The sequence below is a fragment of the Streptomyces sp. NPDC088194 genome (genome assembly GCF_040702025.1).
GTDB lineage: Bacteria > Actinomycetota > Actinomycetes > Streptomycetales > Streptomycetaceae > Actinacidiphila.
On the sequence record NZ_JBFBIV010000004.1, the window covers coordinates 119,174 to 135,832 of the forward strand.

14 protein-coding genes are annotated in these 16,659 nt (G+C 74.0%); 11 read left to right on the forward strand and 3 right to left on the reverse strand.

Annotation, left to right across the window (positions count from 1 at the left end; translation table 11 throughout):
* Window positions 1-137: 137 nt before the first annotated feature.
* The 6 genes from AB0399_RS03130 (at window position 138) to AB0399_RS03155 (ending at window position 6,808) form a co-directional block, all read left to right on the forward strand.
* Window positions 138-461, forward strand: a complete 324-nt coding sequence (locus tag AB0399_RS03130) for an integration host factor, actinobacterial type (protein WP_202232479.1) — start codon at window positions 138-140, stop codon at window positions 459-461.
* Window positions 462-569: 108 nt separating this feature from the next.
* Entirely contained in the window at window positions 570-1,193 is a 624-nt protein-coding gene (gene gmk, locus AB0399_RS03135; protein WP_329371650.1) for a guanylate kinase, read from the forward strand.
* Window positions 1,194-1,283: 90 nt separating this feature from the next.
* Complete coding sequence (gene rpoZ, locus AB0399_RS03140) at window positions 1,284-1,559, forward strand: DNA-directed RNA polymerase subunit omega (protein ID WP_103887663.1); 276 nt, start codon at window positions 1,284-1,286, stop codon at window positions 1,557-1,559.
* 122 nt (window positions 1,560-1,681) lie between these two features.
* Window positions 1,682-2,905: a bifunctional phosphopantothenoylcysteine decarboxylase/phosphopantothenate--cysteine ligase CoaBC gene (gene coaBC, locus AB0399_RS03145; RefSeq protein ID WP_366410054.1), complete on the forward strand. Its 1,224-nt coding sequence runs from the start codon at window positions 1,682-1,684 to the stop codon at window positions 2,903-2,905.
* A 371-nt stretch (window positions 2,906-3,276) separates the two neighbouring features.
* On the forward strand, window positions 3,277-4,494 hold the full coding sequence (gene metK, locus AB0399_RS03150) for a methionine adenosyltransferase (protein WP_329371654.1): 1,218 nt from the start codon (window positions 3,277-3,279) through the stop codon (window positions 4,492-4,494).
* 160 nt (window positions 4,495-4,654) lie between these two features.
* A complete protein-coding gene (locus tag AB0399_RS03155; RefSeq protein WP_366410055.1) occupies window positions 4,655-6,808 on the forward strand; it encodes a primosomal protein N' in 2,154 nt (717 codons plus the stop codon).
* A 393-nt stretch (window positions 6,809-7,201) separates the two neighbouring features.
* Here AB0399_RS03155 and AB0399_RS03160 read toward each other — a convergent pair whose 3' ends face one another.
* Window positions 7,202-7,678, reverse strand: coding sequence for a hypothetical protein (locus tag AB0399_RS03160; protein ID WP_366410056.1), 477 nt, complete (start codon window positions 7,676-7,678; stop codon window positions 7,202-7,204).
* A 254-nt stretch (window positions 7,679-7,932) separates the two neighbouring features.
* Here AB0399_RS03160 and def point away from each other — a divergent pair, with 254 nt between their 5' ends.
* The 3 genes from def to AB0399_RS03175 all read left to right on the forward strand — a co-directional run bounded on the left by def (window position 7,933) and on the right by AB0399_RS03175 (window position 11,021).
* Entirely contained in the window at window positions 7,933-8,478 is a 546-nt protein-coding gene (gene def, locus AB0399_RS03165) for a peptide deformylase (protein ID WP_329371658.1), read from the forward strand.
* A gap of 97 nt (window positions 8,479-8,575) precedes the next feature.
* Window positions 8,576-9,508: a methionyl-tRNA formyltransferase gene (gene fmt / locus AB0399_RS03170; protein WP_328461463.1), complete on the forward strand. Its 933-nt coding sequence runs from the start codon at window positions 8,576-8,578 to the stop codon at window positions 9,506-9,508.
* A gap of 70 nt (window positions 9,509-9,578) precedes the next feature.
* Window positions 9,579-11,021 (forward strand): transcription antitermination factor NusB, encoded by a 1,443-nt coding sequence (locus AB0399_RS03175; protein ID WP_366410057.1) that lies wholly within the window; start codon window positions 9,579-9,581, stop codon window positions 11,019-11,021.
* A 31-nt stretch (window positions 11,022-11,052) separates the two neighbouring features.
* On the opposite strand, the gene AB0399_RS03180 is transcribed toward AB0399_RS03175, so the two are convergent.
* Together AB0399_RS03180 and AB0399_RS03185 are read right to left on the reverse strand one after the other, a co-directional pair.
* The gene (locus AB0399_RS03180) at window positions 11,053-12,429 is read right to left on the reverse strand and encodes a Fic family protein (RefSeq protein WP_366410058.1); all 1,377 of its coding nucleotides are present in this window, start codon (window positions 12,427-12,429) and stop codon (window positions 11,053-11,055) included.
* Between the two features lie 140 nt (window positions 12,430-12,569).
* The gene (locus AB0399_RS03185) at window positions 12,570-14,117 is read right to left on the reverse strand and encodes a ricin-type beta-trefoil lectin domain protein (protein WP_366410084.1); all 1,548 of its coding nucleotides are present in this window, start codon (window positions 14,115-14,117) and stop codon (window positions 12,570-12,572) included.
* Between the two features lie 511 nt (window positions 14,118-14,628).
* Here AB0399_RS03185 and rpe point away from each other — a divergent pair.
* Together rpe and AB0399_RS03195 are read left to right on the forward strand one after the other, a co-directional pair.
* A complete protein-coding gene (gene rpe / locus AB0399_RS03190; protein ID WP_329371664.1) occupies window positions 14,629-15,294 on the forward strand; it encodes a ribulose-phosphate 3-epimerase in 666 nt (221 codons plus the stop codon).
* 238 nt (window positions 15,295-15,532) lie between these two features.
* Window positions 15,533-16,534: a sugar-binding domain-containing protein gene (locus AB0399_RS03195; RefSeq protein ID WP_328473847.1), complete on the forward strand. Its 1,002-nt coding sequence runs from the start codon at window positions 15,533-15,535 to the stop codon at window positions 16,532-16,534.
* The last annotated feature ends 125 nt before the right edge of the window (window positions 16,535-16,659 follow it).

Genomic DNA, 16,659 nt, shown 5'->3' on the forward strand with positions numbered 1-16,659 from the left:
TGTTCTCGCTGACTTGGGCCGCCGGGACCGCTAGTCTCCGACAGGAGCGCGCCGCCCAGGTGCGCCGCAGGTCGACCGGTACCCCCGGTCGGCTCGTACTCCCTATCCGATTGCTCTACATCCGAGGTGACGTAGGCGTGGCTCTTCCGCCCCTTACCCCTGAACAGCGCGCTGCCGCGCTCGAAAAGGCCGCCGCGGCTCGCCGGGAGCGCGCCGAGGTCAAGAACCGGCTCAAGCACTCCGGCGCCAGCCTGCACGAGGTCATCAAGCAGGGCCAGGAGAACGATGTCATCGGCAAGATGAAGGTCTCCGCCCTCCTTGAGTCCCTTCCTGGCGTCGGCAAGGTCCGCGCCAAGCAGATCATGGAGCGGCTCGGCATCTCCGAGAGTCGCCGGGTGCGTGGCCTGGGTTCCAACCAGATCGCTTCCCTTGAACGCGAGTTCGGCGGCGCCCCCGCCTAGGCCCTGCCCGACGGATGTCGCCCGCCGTGCAGGCGGGACGGCGCTGTCCGTCGGACGTGGCCATGACTCCGGGTCCCGCCGCTCTCGGGAACCGGGGATAATCGCTGCATGAGTTCTCCAGCCTCACCGGGGGCGGCCAAGCCCCTCGCCTCGCAGGGGGCTTCCCCGGCCGCCCCGGTCAGACATCCGCGACTGACCGTGCTCTCCGGCCCCTCAGGGGTCGGGAAGAGCACGGTCGTCGCCCATCTGCGCGCGTCCCACCCCGAGGTATGGCTCTCGGTGTCCGCCACCACCCGCAGACCTCGCCCCGGTGAACGCGACGGGGTGCAGTACCACTTCGTCGACGACGACGAGTTCGACAAGCTCGTCGCCAACGGCGAACTGCTGGAGTGGGCGGAGTTCGCCGGCAACCGGTACGGGACTCCGCGTCGCGCCGTACTCGACCGGCTCGCCGCCGGTGCGCCGGTGCTGCTGGAGATCGACCTTCAGGGCGCGCGGCTGGTGCGTACCTCGATGCCCGAGGCGCACCTGGTCTTCCTCGCCCCGCCGAGCTGGGACGAGCTGGTCCGCCGGCTCACCGGCCGGGGCACCGAGTCGCCCGAGGTGATCGAGCGGCGGCTGGCGGCCGCGAGGGTCGAACTGGCCGCCGAGTCCGAGTTCGACGAGACGCTTGTCAACACCTCCGTCGAGGATGTAGCGCGTGAGCTGCTAGCCTTGATGGAAATCGGGTGACCTCGCGAGCACCGCGCGGTCACCCGGCAGCGAGCCCCCGGTCCGGGGGCGTCGCCCAGAAGTCCTTCCACAAGTAGGGGTAGGTAGAGCGTGTCCTCTTCCATCACCACGCCCGAGGGCATCATCAACCCGCCGATCGACGAGCTGCTCGAGGCCACCGACTCCAAGTACAGCCTGGTGATCTACGCGGCCAAGCGCGCCCGCCAGATCAACGCGTACTACTCCCAGCTCGGCGAGGGCCTGCTGGAGTACGTCGGCCCGCTCGTGGACACCCACGTCCACGAGAAGCCGCTGTCCATCGCGCTGCGCGAGATCAACGCCGGCCTGCTGACCTCCGAGGCCGTCGAGGCGCCGCCCACCCAGTGAGGTGAGCACCAGCACACATCCCGGGCCCGGCGGCGCGACCGCCGGGCCCGTGGTGTGTCATGGGGTGTGCGAGCGAGTGGGCACGGCAACGTGACGGCGCGGCGGAACGGAGCGGAGCGGGCATGAGCAGGCCACAGGTCGTACTGGGTGTCAGCGGCGGCATCGCCGCGTACAAGGCGTGCGAACTGCTGCGCCGCTTCACCGAGTCCGGGCACGACGTCCAGGTGGTGCCCACCGACGCGGCACTGCACTTCGTCGGCGAGGCGACCTGGGCCGCGCTGTCCGGCAAGCCCGTCTCCACCCGGGTCTGGGACGGCGTCCACGGCGTCCCGCACGTGCGGATCGGGCAGCACGCCGACCTCGTCGTGGTCGCCCCCGCCACCGCCGACCTGCTCGCCAAGGCCGCGCACGGCCTCGCCGACGACCTGCTCACCAACACCCTGCTCACCGCCCGCTGCCCGGTGGTCTTCGCGCCCGCCATGCACACCGAGATGTGGGAGCACCCCGCCACCCGGGAGAACGTCGCCACGCTGCGCCGCCGCGGCGCGGTGGTCATCGAGCCAGCCGTCGGCCGGCTCACCGGGGTCGACACCGGCAAGGGCCGGCTGCCCGACCCCGACGAGATCCACCAGGTCTGCCGCCGCGTCCTCGCCCGCGGGGTGACCGCGCCGGACCTCGCCGGCCGCCACGTCGTGGTCAGCGCCGGCGGCACCCGCGAACCGCTCGACCCCGTCCGCTACCTCGGCAACCGCTCCTCCGGCAAGCAGGGGTACGCCCTGGCGCGTACCGCGGTCGCGCGCGGCGCCCGGGTCACCCTGGTGGCCGCCAACACCGAGGCGCTGGCCGACCCCGCGGGCGCCGACGTGGTGGCCGTAGGCACCGCCGAGCAGCTGCGCGAGGCCGTGCTGAAGGCCGCCGCCGACGCCGACGCGGTGGTGATGGCCGCGGCCGTCGCCGACTTCCGCCCGGCCGCGTACGCCACCAGCAAGATCAAGAAGAGCGACGACGGCGCCGGGCCCGCGCCGGTGGAGCTGGTCCGCAACCCCGACGTCCTCGCCGAGCTGTCGGCGCACCGCGCCCGCCCCGGGCAGATCGTGGCCGGTTTCGCCGCCGAGACCGACGACGTGCTGGTCAACGGCCGGGCGAAGCTCACCCGAAAGGGATGCGACCTGCTGGTCGTCAACGAAGTCGGCGGCGGCAAGGCGTTCGGCACCGACGACAACGAAGCGGTGATCCTCGGCTCCGACGGCAGCGCCACGCCGGTGCCGCACGGTCCGAAGGAGGCGCTGGCCGATCAGGTGTGGGACCTGGTCGCCGCCCGACTGGCCCAGAGCGCTCGGCACTGAGCCGTCCGCCGACCGCGAACGGTCGATTCGTGAACAGTCGGTGAAATGAGCCGGCGCCCGTCCGTTCCACCGGCCGGGACCGCCTGCACGTGCACGGCTGCGCGCGGGCCGGGCGGACCGCGCAGCTCACGGGCCGCGGCGCCCTGCCGGGAGCGGTCGTCGGCGGTCACCGGAAGCGACACGATCGGCTGACGAACGGGCGCCGAGTGGCCGGTGAGTGGACATCGAGTCGCAGGTTGTGGCATATCCAAAGAACGAGATGCCTGGTCCGTCCCCGGGACGCTCACGCTAAGCTGACTGCGGAGCGCCGGGCGCAGCCCTGTGCACTCCACCAGCTTGAGCCAGCAGCCGCTGCAACCCCAGGGAGCGATGTGTCCCGCCGTCTGTTCACTTCGGAGTCCGTGACCGAAGGTCACCCCGACAAGATCGCTGACCAGATCAGCGACACCATCCTCGATGCCCTGCTGACCGCCGACCCGTCCTCGCGGGTGGCGGTCGAGACGCTGATCACCACCGGCCAGGTGCACGTCGCCGGTGAGGTCACCACGACCGCGTACGCGGACATCGCCTCGCTGGTGCGGGGGAAGATCCTCGAGATCGGTTACGACTCCTCGAAGAAGGGCTTCGACGGCGCGTCGTGCGGCGTCTCGGTGTCGATCGGCGCGCAGTCGCCGGACATCGCGCAGGGCGTCGACACCGCCTACGAGAAGCGGGTCGAGGGTGGCGAGACCGACGAGGACGAGCTGAACAAGCAGGGCGCGGGCGACCAGGGCCTGATGTTCGGGTACGCCTCCGACGAGACGCCCGAGCTGATGCCGCTGCCGATCACACTGGCGCACCGGCTGTCCAAGCGGCTCACCGAGGTCCGCAAGAACGGCACCATCCCCTACCTGCGGCCCGACGGCAAGACCCAGGTCACCATCGAGTACGACGGCGACAAGGCGGTCCGGCTGGACACCGTCGTGGTCTCCTCGCAGCACGCCTCCGACATCGACCTGGAGTCGCTGCTCACCCCCGACATCCGCGAGTTCGTCGTGGAGGTGGAGCTGAAGGCCCTGCTCGACGAGGGCATCAAGCTCGACACCGACGGCTACCGGCTGCTGGTCAACCCGACTGGGCGGTTCGAGATCGGCGGCCCGATGGGCGACGCGGGTCTGACCGGCCGGAAGATCATCATCGACACGTACGGCGGCATGGCCCGGCACGGCGGCGGCGCCTTCTCGGGCAAGGACCCGTCCAAGGTGGACCGCTCGGCCGCGTACGCGATGCGCTGGGTCGCCAAGAACGTGGTGGCCGCGCGGCTGGCGTCGCGCTGCGAGGTCCAGGTCGCGTACGCGATCGGCAAGGCCGAGCCGGTCGGCCTGTTCGTCGAGACCTTCGGCACCGCCAACGTCGACGTCGAGAAGATCGAGCAGGCCATCGGCGAGGTCTTCGACCTCCGCCCGGCCGCGATCATCCGCGACCTGGACCTGCTGCGGCCGATCTACGCCCAGACCGCCGCGTACGGCCACTTCGGCCGCGAGCTGGACGACTTCACCTGGGAGAAGACCGACCGGGTCGACGCGCTCCGCGCCGCGGTGGGCCTGTAACAGGTCCGTCCGCCACCCCTGGAGCACGGTTCCCGGACCTTGCGGCAGACGGTGGCTCGTCACGTCCTCGCGCCCCTGGGGGTGCGACTCTTCCCTCGCGGAGGAGCCGCACCCGTCCAGGGGCGCGGTGCTGTCGTGGACGTCTGGTAAGAATCACAGGGTGAGCGGCGACAACGGACCCGAGCGGGGGGCCTCCGAGGAGGCGGCCGGGGGCGGCGAGCCCTCCGAGGCGGGGCACAGCAGCGGGAGCGGGGAGCAGCTCGCGCTGATCCGGGAGACGGTCCGCAAGTCCCAGCAGCCGCGGGCCAAGCCGCGCACCTGGCGCGGGGCCGCACTCGCCGAGGGCCTTCCGGTGGCCCGGGTGCTGGTCGACAAGGGCCTGGTCCACCTCGACCAGTTCTTCGACTACGCGGTGCCCGCCGCCATGGACGCCGACGCCCAGCCCGGGGTGCGGGTGCGGGTCCGGTTCGGCGCGCGCGTGGTCAAGGGCCGCCGCGAGGGCGGCACCCTGCACGACGGCTTCGTGGTCGAGCGCCGTACCGACAGCGACTACGCGGGCCCGCTCGCACCGCTGGCCCAGGTGCTGTCCACCGAGCCCGTGCTCACCGCGCCGCTGCTGCGGCTGTGCCGCCAGGTCGCCGACCGGTACGCGGGCGCGCTCGCCGACGTGGTGCAGCTCGCCGTGCCGCCCCGGATGGCCCGGGCCGAGCGCGACCCCTCGCCCGACCCCCGCCCCGATCCGGCGGTGCCGCCGCCCGCCACCTGGTCCCGGTACGCCACCGGCCCTGCCTACCTGCAGGCACTCGCCCGCGGCGACACCCCCCGCGCGGTGTGGCTGGCGCTGCCCGGCCCGCACTGGCCGCAGGAACTGGCCACCGCGCTGGCCACCACGCTCGCCTCCGGGCGCGGCGCGCTCGCCGTGCTGCCCGACGGGCGCAGCGCCGCGCGCGTCGACGCGGCCCTCACCGAACTGCTCGGCGCCGGCCGCCATGTCCTGCTCACCGCAGACGCCGGTCCCGAGGAGCGCTACCGGCGCTGGCTCGCAATCAGCCGCGGCACCGTCAAAGCGGTGGTCGGCACCCGCGCGGCGATGTTCGCACCCGTGGCCGACCTCGGCCTGGTCGCCCTGTGGGACGACGGCGACTCCAGCCACGCCGAGCCGCACGCCCCGCAGCCGCACGCCCGTGACGTGCTGCTGCTGCGGGCCCGCGAGGAGCGCACCGCGTTCCTGCTCGGCGGGGTCACCACCACCGTCGAGGGCGCGCAGCTCGTCGACAGCGGCTGGGCACTGCCGCTGGCCGCCGCCCGCGAGCAGGTGCGGGCGGCCGCGCCACTGGTCCGTACGGTCGGCGACCTGGACCAGGCACGCGACGAGGCGGCCCGCGCGGCCCGGCTGCCGTCGCTGGCGTGGCAGGTCACCCGCGACGCGCTGGCCCGCGGCCCGGTGCTGGTCCAGGTGCCCCGGCGCGGCTACGTACCCCGGCTGGGCTGCGACACCTGCCGGGCCCCGGCCCGCTGCGCGGCCTGCGCCGGGCCGCTGGAGGTGCGCGAGGAGGGCGGCACTCCCGCGTGCGGGTGGTGCGGGCGGCCGGCGGCGGACTGGCACTGCCAGGAGTGCGGGGGGTTCCGGCTGCGGGCGCGGGTGGTGGGGGCGCGGCGGACGGCGGAGGAGCTGGGGCGGGCCTTCCCCCGGGTGCCGGTGCGGACGTCGGGGCGGGACACCGTGCTGGCCACGGTCGGCGGCGCTCCCGCGCTGGTGATCGCCACGCCCGGGGCCGAGCCGGTCGCGGACGAGGGTTACGCGGCGGCGCTCCTGCTGGACGGCTGGGCGCTGCTGGGCCGCCCGGACCTGCGCGCGGCCGAGGAGGCGCTGCGGCGGTGGGCGCTGGCCGCGGCCCTGGTCCGGCCGGCGGGGGAGGGCGGCACCGTCGTGGTGCTGGCCGAGCCGACGCTGCGGCCGGTGCAGGCGCTGGTCCGGTGGGACCCGGCCGGGCACGCCGTGCGCGAGCTCTCCGAACGTGCCGAGCTGCGCTTTCCGCCGGTGGCCCGGATGGCGGCGGTCGCCGGGCCGCCGGCGGCGGTGGCCGAGTTCGCCGATCTGGTCCGCCTCCCCCCGGGCACCGATCTGCTCGGGCCCGTGCCCGTACGGCGCCCTGCCGGCACCGAGCCCTGGGAGCGCCTGCTCTTCCGGGTGCCCCCGGGCACCGGCGCCGCGCTCGCCGCCGCGCTCAAGGCCGCGCAGGTCGCGCGTGCGGCCCGCAGCGGGAACACGGCTCCCCTCCAACTCCGCATGGACCCACCCGACATCGGATAGGCCGCGCGGCGCCTGCGGCGCCACGCGGACGCCCTGGCGGGGTGCCCGGGTGGAAGACGCCCACCCTTCCCCTGGCGGGGTGCCCGCGCGGAAGACGTCCACCATCCAGGGGCGCGGGGAACTCCCCCAGAGGGGGGACCCCCAGTGCCCAGCCGCGATGGTGGCGCGCGTCGCCACCGGCCGGAAGGGGCAGTTGCTGTCGTGTCCGGACCACCGGCCGGTGGTGGGCTTGTCGCGCAGTTCCCCGCGCCCCTGGGGCGAACCGTCGTCCGTCGGGGCGTCCGGCGCCCGGGGAAGGGGGCGCCGTCGCTCGTCGGGGCGTCCGAGGCCCGGGGTGGGGCGAACCGTTGTCCGTCGGGCGTCCGGGGGGCGGGGTCGGGGGGCCGTTGTGGGTCAGGGCATGCGGGGGCTGGGGAAGGGGGCGCCGTGGGTCCGTTCAGGCCCCGTGCCAACGGACTGCACCGGCTGATCCTCCTCCACGGTGCGGGCCGCGGGCACGGTTGGCGTGGAGCCCTCCGCAGGAGCCCGCCGGGACCCGTACCGGCGGTGCACCGCCTGTTTCGTGACCCCCAGCGCGGACCCCACCGCGTCCCAGGAGAACCCGAGCGAGCGGTCGAACTCCACCGCGGCCGTCACCAGGGTCTCCACACTGTCCCGCAACTCCTGGGCGAGCCGCACCGTCGGAGCCGGCGCCCGCCCGTACACCACGAACCCGGCCGAGGGCCCGCCGCGCCGCGGTCGGTAGACGTTCCCGAGCTGGGCGGTCAGGGTCCGCAGCGCGTCCACCTGCCGGCGGACCCGTTCGATGTCCCGCACCAGCAGGTGCAGGCTGGCCCGTGCCTGAGCATCGGGAGTTGCGTGGTCGGGCATCAACAAGCCTCTCCAACCGACGATGACAAGGATCGGGCCGCACGTTGCAGCCGTGTGCGAGCCCGATTTCGGTCAAACTCTCTTGACCAACGCGCCACCGCCCCCAGGAGTCACGCCCGACCGGCGCGGCGGCCGCCCCGGGGGCGCGCGCCGTCCGCGTGCACTCCCTGTCGCGGACCGCCCTAGAATTGACCCCCGCCCGCCGTCCGCCCGTGGTGCGCCCGGCGCCCCGACCGCCCCAGGAGACCCTGCCCGTGTCCGTCAAGCCCATCCGCCTGTTCGGCGACCCGGTGCTGCGCATGACGGCGCAGCCGGTCACCACCTTCGACCTCGAACTGCGCACCCTCGTCAAGGACTTGACCGACACCATGCTGGAGGCCCCCGGCGCCGGCCTGGCCGCGCCCCAGCTCGGCGTGTCCCTGCGGGTGTTCACCTACAACGTCGAAGGCGAACTCGGCCATCTGATCAACCCCGAACTCACGCTCAGCGACGAGTCGCAGGACGGCCCCGAGGGCTGCCTGTCGCTGCCCGGCCTCACCTACGACTGCGAGCGCGCGTTCGGCGTCGTGGCCCGGGGCTTCAACATGTACGGCGACCCGGTCACCCTCGACGGCACCCAGCGGCTGGCCCGCTGCATCCAGCACGAGACGGACCACCTCGACGGCATCATCTTCGTCGACCGGCTCGACGCCGAGCGGCGCAAGGAGGCGATGAAGGCGATCCGCGAGGCCGACTGGGGCGCGCAGGGCGCCCCGCGGGTGAAGATCTCGCCGCACGACACGTTCGGCCGCGCCCTGTGAGCCGTGCGGCCGCACACCGAGCCCCCGCCGGCCGAGCCGTCACCCGCCGTACCGTCACCCGCCGAGCCGCCGCCCACCGAGAGGTACACCCCGCACGATGAAGCTCGTCTTCGCCGGCACCCCCGAGGTCGCCGTACCCGCACTGGACGCCCTGCTCGCCTCCGACCGGCACGAGGTCGTCGCCGTCGTCACCCGGCCCGACGCCGTCGCCGGCCGCGGCCGCAAGCTGCTGGCCAGCCCGGTCGCTCAGCGTGCCGAGGAGGCCGGGATCGAGGTGCTCAAGCCGGCCCGGCCGCGTGACGAGGACTTCCTGGCCCGGCTGCGGGAGATCGGCCCGGACTGCTGCCCGGTCGTCGCCTACGGCGCACTCCTGCCGAAGGTGGCGCTCGACGTGCCCGCCCGCGGCTGGGTGAACCTGCACTTCTCGCTGCTGCCCGCCTGGCGCGGCGCCGCGCCCGTGCAGCACTCCGTGATGGCCGGGGACGAGGTGACCGGCGCGTCCACCTTCCTCATCGAGCAGGGACTGGACTCCGGGCCGGTCTACGGAGTCGTCACCGAGGAGATCCGGCCCCGCGACACCAGCGGTGACCTGCTGACGCGGCTCTCGCACAGCGGGGCGCGGCTGCTGGTCGCCACGATGGACGGCATCGACAGCGGCGACCTCGTCGGCCGGCCGCAGCCCGCCGACGGGATCACCGTCGCGCCCAAACTCACCGTCGAGGACGCGGCCGTCGACTGGACCGCGCCCGCGCTGCGCGTCGACCGGCTCATCCGGGGGTGTACGCCTGCCCCTGGGGCGTGGACGCTGCTTGCCGGTGAGCGGGTCAAGCTCGGGCCGGTCGTTCCCGAGCCCGACGCGGAGGCCCTCGCGCCCGGGGAGATCTCGGTCACCAAGAAGGCCGTCTTCGTGGGCACCGGCAGCCACCCGGTCCGGCTCGGCGACGTGCAGGCGGTCGGCAAGAAGATGATGGGGGCCGCGGACTGGGCCCGGGGCACCCGGATCGAACCCGGGAGCCGGTTCGGGGCCTGAGCCCCCCGGGGCGCCCCGTTCCGCAAGTGCGGCCCCTTACGCTTGTAGGCGAGCCGTACCCCCGTAAGACATGACCGGAGCACCTTTGAAGAGCACGCAGGGCAAGCCGTACCGCCGTCCGCAGAAGGACCCCGTCAGGGTGCTGGCGTTCGAGGCGCTGCGGGCGGTGGGGGAGCGGGACGCGTACGCGAACCTGGTGCTGCCGGGGCTGCTGCGCGCCGCGGAGCAGGAGGCGGTGAAGAAGGGCCGCACCTTCGACCGCAGGGACGCGGCGCTCGCCACCGAGCTGGTGTACGGCACGCTCCGCCACCAGGGCACGTACGACGCGGTGATCGCGGCCTGCGTGGACCGCCCGCTGCGCGAGGTGGACCCGCCGGTCCTGGACGTACTGGCGCTGGGCGCCCACCAGTTGCTCGGCACCCGAATCCCCACGCATGCCGCGGTCTCCGCGAGCGTGGAGCTGGCCCGGGTGGTGCTGGGCGACGGGCGGGCGCGGTTCGTGAACGCGGTGCTGCGCCGGATCTCCGCGCAGGACCTGGACGGGTGGCTGGCGCAGGTCGCCCCGCCGTACGACGAGGACCCGGAGGACCACCTGGCCGTGGTGCACTCGCACCCGCGCTGGGTGGTGACGGCGCTGTGGGACGCGCTCGGCGGCGGCCGGGCCGGCATCGAGGACCTGCTCGCGGCCGACAACGAGCGGCCCGAGGTCACGCTGGTGGCCCGCCCGGGCCGCAGCACCCCGCAGCAGATCGCCGCGTCACTGCCCCCGGAGACGACCGAACCGGGCCGCTGGTCGCCCTACGCGCTCCGGCTCGCCGAGGGCGGCGACCCGGCCGCGGTGCCGGCGGTCCGCGACGGGGACGCCGGGGTCCAGGACGAGGGCAGCCAGCTGGTCGCCGCCGCGCTGGCCGCGGCGCCGCTGGACGGTCCCGACACGCGCTGGCTCGACGGCTGCGCGGGCCCCGGCGGGAAGGCGGCGCTGCTCGCGGCGCTGGCCGCCGAGCGCGGCGCGCTGCTGGTCGCCGCGGAGAAGCAGCCGCACCGGGCCCGCCTGGTCGGCCGCGCGCTGCACGGCAACCCGGGCCCCTATCAGGTGGTCGTCGCGGACGGCACCCGCCCGGTGTGGCGGCCCGGCTCCTTCGACCGGGTGCTGGTCGACGTGCCCTGCACCGGTCTGGGCGCGCTGCGCCGCCGCCCGGAAGCGCGCTGGCGGCGCCGCGCGGAAGACGTCGGCGGCTTTGGACCGCTCCAACGCGCCCTGCTCACCGAGGCGTTGACGGCGGTACGGCCCGGCGGGGTGGTCGCGTACGCGACCTGCTCCCCGCACCTGGCCGAGACCCGCGCGGTCGTCGACGACGTGCTGCGCTCCTCGCAGGCCCCCGACGCCGACCCCGTCGACGCCCGCCCCCTGCTCCCCGGCGTCCCCGCCCTCGGTGACGGCCCCGACATCCAGCTGTGGCCGCACCTCCACGGCACCGACGCGATGTACCTCTCCCTCCTCCGCCGCCGCTGACCACCGCTGCCCCCGGACCCCCGCGGGGTCGTCAGTGGCCGGCGGCCGCCAGGCGGCGGGCGTCACTGATGTGGTGGCCGATGTAGCGGGCGAGGAGGTACGCGTCCTCCGGGCGGTCCGCCCAGCGGACGACACGGCGGATCAGGCTGACGCTGCCGAGCGTGACGCCCTCGCGGGCGAGGACGAAGACGAGGACGAGGAACGCGCAGCGGGCGTTGCCGTCGTCGAAGGGGTGGAAGGAGCAGACGTCGAGGTACGCGCGTGCGGCGCGGGCCGCCGGCGCGAGGTCCTGCCCGTCGCCCCGCGCGCTTTCGGCCAGGCACGCCTCGAACCGCGCGCGGGTGTCCGGGCCGATGCCGTAGCGCTCCCGGCCCTCCTTGGCGAAGGCGGGCAAGGTGCGGAAGGCCGGTGGCGGCGAGCCGGCCGGGGTGCCCAGGACATGCCGATGCCAGCCACGCAGCAGCGCGAAGTCGAGGACGGCGCCGCGCGCGGCGTCCGCCCGCACCAGCTCCAGCGCGATGAGCAGGCCCTCCGCGCGGGCGGGGTCCAGGGCGCCGTCGAACGCGCGGACATCCTCCGCCGCGCCGTCTCGCGGCGGTGCCACCGGTCCTTCCCCGCCGCCGCCCGGGTCCTGGTCCCACGGCACCGTCGCGCGCACCGCGAGCCAGCGTTCCAGGTGGTCCGGCAGCCGGCGGACGGGCGGCGCGGCGTCCTCCGGCCGCACGGACAGCGCGAGCTTCTCCACGATGTCGTTCACCAGCAGCGTGTCGGGACCGGTCCAACTGTTGAACCTGCCGCCGATCGCCTGGTCGACGAGCCGCTGGGCGATGTCGGGCGCCACCGCGGCACGGCTGAGGAACCAGGTCAGCACCTGCCGGCAGTGTCCGTACCACCCGCTGCCGCAGCCGGTGCGGTCGACGACCTGCAGGATCAGGTTCCGGGAGACGGACTCCCACAGGACACGCTGGCTCTCGATGTCCGCCAGCTCCAGCGGGTAGACCGCGAAGCGGTCTGCGAGGCTCTCCAGCCACGCGCGCCACTCGCACAGCGCCGCCACGACCCGGTCGAGCGTCTCCTGCGGGGTGGTGACCGAGTCGCGCGGGCAGCACCAGTGGCTGACCGGCCCTCCGTCGAAGTCTCCCTCGTCCCGTGACCAGCGCCAGCCCACGGCCCAGTCGCCGTAGTACTCGGCGAGGGCGTGGGACATCGCGTCGGCCCAGAGGCGGGCCTCGTGCCACGACCAGGCGACGTGCTCCGGGTCGCGGAAGGGGACGTCAGGACGGTGCGGGACGCGCCGGGCCGGTCCGAGCGCGTGCACCACCCGCGCCGCGGACCGGCTGTCGAAAGGGTGACGGGCGGGGTCCACGTCGTCCCACGTCAGCAGGCCGGGGTTGAAGGTCGAGACCACGACGCGAGCATGGCACGGGCAACGGGCGTTCGCCCACGGGGTTTTGCGATCCCGGTGTGAACCCGGGGCCCGGTGGCGCAGGGGGCGGCCCCCGGCGCGGGTGTGGTGCGCGCCGGGGGCCGCGGTTCGGAGGGGTGGGGTCAGGACAGGCTCCACTGCTGGTTGGCGCCGCCGTTGCAGGTCCACAGCTCCAGCGCGGTGCCGTTGGCGTTGCCGGCCGGTTTGTCGCCGCCGGTGACGTCGAGGCACAGGCCGGACTGGGTGCCGGTGATGGTGCCGTCCGGGTTGAGGTGCCACTGCTGGTTGGCGCCGCCGTTGCAGGACCACAGCTCGACCTTGGTGCCGGAGGCGGTCTGGTTGTCGTAGGCGTCCAGGCACTGGGTCCCGCCGTACAGCCGCAGTTCACCGGCCGAGGTGAGGGTGACGGCCTGGTTGCTGCCGCCGTTGCAGTCCCAGATGTCGATCGCGGTGCCGGGGGCGATCGCGCCGCCGTTCGCGTCCAGGCAGCGGTGCGAGGAGGCGCCGAGCAGCGGGTGGGTGGTGCCGACGCTGCTGCCGCTGCCGGGGGAGACCCGGAACATCACGGTGCCGTGGCCGGGCACGGAGGCCGAGATCGCGCCACTGGTGGTGCTGACCTCGTTGGTCCACAGGTTGGTCAGCTTGTACGACGAGGCGGACGGTGCGGAGACCGCGGCGGCCGTGGTGCTGATGGTGGCCGTGCCGGAGTTCTCGTTGAACAGCGCCACCGACACGTCGCCGTTGGACAGCGGCTTGGTGAGCACGTCGAGCCCGCCGGAGGACGACACCTGGGTGCCCTGCTTGCCCAGCGAGTCCTGGTCGACCGCGATGACCGCCTTGTTGCCGTAGAGCGACAGCGTGGCCGGGGTGGCCGAGCGCAGGTCGGTGCCGGCGATCAGCGGCGCGGCCATCTCCGCCCACAGGCTGAACTCGCTGCGGTCCTCGGTGAAGGACATGCCGTTGCCGACCTCCAGCATGTCCGGGTCGTTCCAGGCGCCCGGGCCGGCGTACTGCGCGAGCTGCACGTTGCTGTGGTAGATCGACAGCATCGAACCGAACGACGCGTTGATGTCACCCGTGGTGCGCCACAGGTTGCCGGTGGCGGCCCCCCAGGTCCACACGTTGTCCTCGCCCCACTCGCACATGCTGAAGACGATGGGCCGGCCGGTACTGGCGAGCGCGTCCCGCATGGCGTCGTAGCGCTGCTCCCAGGGCACGCCCTGGTTGTTGCAGTTGTCGTACTTCAGGTAGTCCACGCCCCAGGACGCGAAGCTGTTCGCGTCCTGCTGCTCGTGGTCGAGGCTGCCGGGGTAGCCGGCGCAGGTGGCGGTGCCGGCGCTCTCGTAGATGCCGAGCTTGAGGCCCTTGGCGTGGACGTACGCCGCGGTGCCGCTGATCCCGTCGGGGAACTTCGCCGGGTCGGGCACGAGGTTCCCGGCCGAGTCGCGGTTCTTCGTCATCCAGCAGTCGTCGATGTTGACGTAGGTGTACCCGTCGTCCTTCAGGCCCGAGGAGACCAGGTAGTCCGCGGTCTGCTCGATGAGCTGCTCGCTGACGTTGCAGCCGAACGCGTTCCAGTCGTTGAAGCCCATCGGGGGCGTACGGGCCAGGCCGTTGTCCAGGGCGTGCGCCCGGGGGGTCGAGCCGAACAGGACGAGCAGGGAGAGCATCAGCAGGGCCGCGGCCGCGGCCGCTGCCGCCAGCGGCCGGCGGAGCGGGCGCGCGTACCCGTGCGGGAGCGCTGGTCGTGCGGGTGCTGTGGGGCGCATCGTGCCGTCTCCTTCGGTGGGGGGAGGGGCGCGCGGGCACCGTGAATGGGGCGCGGAGCGGGCGGCGCCCACCGCCGCGTGTTGCAAAATGACCGACGGTGTTGGAAGTCGGCACGACGAAGTGTCGGCTTGTGTTGATACTCCGTCAAGAGTTCTGACGGGAGTGCGCCGCGGCGGGTTACCGGGAGGTACCACAGCTGCCGGCCACGCCCCTGCCCGCGCCGTGCTCGTGCCCTGCTCACGCCGCTGCCCACGACGGCTCGCGCGCTTTCCGCGGCGCGCGCCCCTTCGCCCGCCCGGCCCCCGCCCGGCCCGCGCCCGCCCCGTAGCGGCCCCGCGGACCGGCCGGCCCGCACCCCGCAGTCACGGGCCGTCGCACACGCGCGCGTCGGATCTGGTTTGCTTGGGCACCATGACCGCGCAGATCAACCCCAGCATCCTGTCCGCCGACTTCGCCCGGCTCGCCGAGGCGGCCGACGCGGCCAAGGGCGCCGACTGGCTCCATGTCGACGTGATGGACAACCACTTCGTGCCGAACCTGACACTGGGCCTGCCGGTGGTCGAGGCGCTGGGCCGGGCCACGGACATCCCGCTCGACTGCCACCTGATGATCGACCAGCCCGACCGCTGGGCGCCGGGGTACGTCGAGGCCGGCGCTGGCTCCGTCACCTTCCACGTGGAGGCCGCCGCCGCGCCGGTCCGGCTGGCCCGCGAGATCCGCGCCAAGGGCGCCCGCGCCTCGATGGCGCTGAAGCCGGCTACCCCGATCGAGCCGTACGAGGACCTGCTGCCCGAGCTGGACATGCTGCTGGTGATGACGGTCGAGCCCGGCTTCGGCGGCCAGGCGTTCCTCGACATCATGCTGCCCAAGATCCGCCGTACCCGGGCACTGATCGACAAGTACGGCCTGGAGATGTGGCTCCAGGTCGACGGCGGGGTCTCCGCGGAGACCATCGAGCGCTGTGCCGAGGCCGGCGCCGACGTCTTCGTGGCCGGCTCCGCGGTCTACGGCACGGACGATCCGGCCGCCGCGATCCGGTCGCTGCGGGCACAGGCCGACGCGGCCGGCGCGCACTGAGCGCCGGCGAGCCGTATGGTGCTGCCTCACGCGGCGGCGTCCGGTACGGCGGCGTTCCGTACGCCGGGGGAACGGCAGCGGACCGGCGGTCGAACGGTCGGAGCGGATCACTCCGTACGGCCGGATCGGCCCCGGACTACGCGCCCGTAACCCCCGGCGTCTGGGAAGATGGCAGCGGAGCTGATCAGATGGGTGACTGGGGAGAGCCGACGTGAGCACAGGCCGCGCACAGGTGCGCATGGGCCCGGGCGAGATGGTCCAGGCCGCGGCGATGGCACGTCGCTTCTACCTGGAGGGCAAGTCCAAGATCCAGATCGCGGAGGAGTTCGGGGTCAGCCGCTTCAAGGTGGCCCGGGTGCTGGAGACCGCGCTCGAACGCGACCTGGTGCGGATCGAGATTCGGGTGCCCGCGGAGCTCGACGCCGAGCGCTCCGACGCGCTGCGCGCCCACTACGGGCTGCGGCACGCGGTCGTCGTGGAGACCCCCGCCGACCAGGCCGACGCGCCCGACCCGGAGAACCTCGGCGCGGTCGCCGCCGACCTGCTCGGCGAGCTGGTCAGCGACGGCGACGTGCTCGGCCTCGCCTGGGGCCGCTCCATCATCACCATGGCCAACGCGCTGGACCGGCTCGCGCCCTGCACCGTCGTCCAGCTCACCGGGGTGTACGACGTCGGCACCGCCGAGCGCGGCTCGGTCGAGGCGGTCCGCACCGCCGCGGCCGTCTCCGGCGGCGAGGCCCACCCGCTGTACGCGCCCATGGTGCTCGCCGACCCCGCCACCGCCGCCGCGCTCCGCGCCCAGGGCCAGATCGCCGCCGCGATGAGCTACTTCGAGAAGGTCACCGTCGCGGTCGTCTCGATCGGCTCCTGGGAGGCCGGGATCTCCACGGTGTACGACGCCGTCTCCGGTGCCGAGCGCGAGCACTACGCGAGCCTCGGGGTGGCCGCGGAGATGTCGTCGCACCTCTTCGACGCCCGCGGGCGCCGGGTCGGACGGGATCTGCGGGACCGGTGCATCACGATCGACGCGGATCGGCTGCGCCGCATTCCGGAGGTGCTCGCCATCGCCGGGGGGATGCGGAAGGCCGAGGCGATCAACGCGGTGCTGCGGTCCGGGTTGGTGACGAGCCTCGTGACGGACACGGCCGCGGCGGATTTCCTGCTGCACTCCACCGGGCCGGCGCCCCGTCCCGCGCTGGACCGGGTCGACCCGGACGGTTCGCTGGCCACGGGTGGCTAGCGTGACCCTCCGGGGTGCGCGGTTCCGTCGGTTGGGGGACCACCCGCCGGTGGTGGGTTGCTCGCGCGGTCCCCGCGCCCCTTCGGGTCGCACCCTTCTTCCGGGGAAGAGGCCGCACCACCCCG

Coding starts and splice junctions, on each gene's coding strand:
- gmk (WP_329371650.1), top strand. CDS start 570: ATGAGTTCTCCAGCCTCACCGGGGGCGGCCAAGCCCCTCGCCTCGCAG.
- coaBC (WP_366410054.1), top strand. CDS start 1,682: ATGAGCAGGCCACAGGTCGTACTGGGTGTCAGCGGCGGCATCGCCGCG.
- AB0399_RS03160 (WP_366410056.1), bottom strand. CDS start 7,678: ATGCCCGACCACGCAACTCCCGATGCTCAGGCACGGGCCAGCCTGCAC.
- fmt (WP_328461463.1), top strand. CDS start 8,576: ATGAAGCTCGTCTTCGCCGGCACCCCCGAGGTCGCCGTACCCGCACTG.
- AB0399_RS03175 (WP_366410057.1), top strand. CDS start 9,579: ATGACCGGAGCACCTTTGAAGAGCACGCAGGGCAAGCCGTACCGCCGT.
- AB0399_RS03185 (WP_366410084.1), bottom strand. CDS start 14,117: ATGCTCTCCCTGCTCGTCCTGTTCGGCTCGACCCCCCGGGCGCACGCC.
- rpe (WP_329371664.1), top strand. CDS start 14,629: ATGACCGCGCAGATCAACCCCAGCATCCTGTCCGCCGACTTCGCCCGG.
- AB0399_RS03195 (WP_328473847.1), top strand. CDS start 15,533: ATGGGCCCGGGCGAGATGGTCCAGGCCGCGGCGATGGCACGTCGCTTC.